Source organism: Ochrobactrum sp. XJ1 (genome assembly GCF_024701725.1).
GTDB lineage: Bacteria > Pseudomonadota > Alphaproteobacteria > Rhizobiales > Rhizobiaceae > Brucella > Brucella anthropi.
The window spans coordinates 1-925 of record NZ_VDGD01000061.1 but is presented as its reverse complement, the minus strand read 5'-3'; the positions used below and the strand labels follow the sequence as shown (position 1 = coordinate 925).

Genomic DNA, 925 nt, shown 5'->3' with positions numbered 1-925 from the left:
CTTAGTCTTGTCCGTCCATTGCAGGATCGCGTTGCTGGTGAACTCGCTGCCGTTGTCACTGACGATCATTTTCGGTTTGCCGCGCTCCTCGATGATCCGGTCAAGCTCGCGGGCAACGCGCAGACCGGAAAGCGATGTATCGGCGACGAGTGCCAGGCATTCCCTGGTGCAATCGTCGACGACCGTCAGAATCCGGAACCTGCGTCCATCGGTGAGTTGATCCGACACGAAGTCCAGTGACCAACGATCATTGGCTGTCATCGGAACCAGCATCGGTGCTCGTGTGCCGATCGCTCGCTTGCGACCGCCGCGCTTGCGCACCATCAGCTTTTCCTCCCGATAGAGCCGGAAGAGCCTCTTGTGGTTCACAAGGTGCCCCTCGCGTCTGAGTAGGACATGAATGCGTCGGTAGCCAAAGCGGCGGCGTTCATGCGCCAACGCCTTCATTCGCTCGCGAAGGTCATGGTCGTCGATGCGGCTGCTTTCGTAACGAACTGTCATCCGGCAAACACCGATGGCTTTACACGCCCGCCGTTCGCTCATCCGATGTTGGTTCATCAGATGCGCGATAGCGTTCCGCTGGGCTGCGGGCGTCACCACTTCTTTCCCAAAAGGTCTTTCAACGCGGCGTTGTCGAGCATCGCATCCGCCAGAAGCCGCTTCAGTTTCGTGTTCTCGTCCTCCAGCGTCTTCAGCCGCTTGGCCTCAGACACGTCCATCCCGCCGAACTTGGCCTTCCATTTATAGATGCTCGCATCGCTGACACCGTGTTTGCGGCAAAGCTCCGAGACAGGCGTGCCCGCCTCGTGCTCCTTCAGGATGCCAATGATCTGTTCGTCTGTGAAACGGTTGCGCTTCATTCTCTGGTCCTCTCAATGGGCCAGAGCTTACTTCAAAATGGATTATTTCAACGGGGCAAGGTCAC

General features: G+C 57.8%; 1 pseudogene. It reads right to left on the bottom strand.

From position 1 onward, the window contains the following. Positions 1-860 (bottom strand): annotated as a pseudogene (locus FG152_RS27135) (IS3 family transposase); the annotation flags it as partial. Positions 861-925 lie beyond the last annotated feature (65 nt).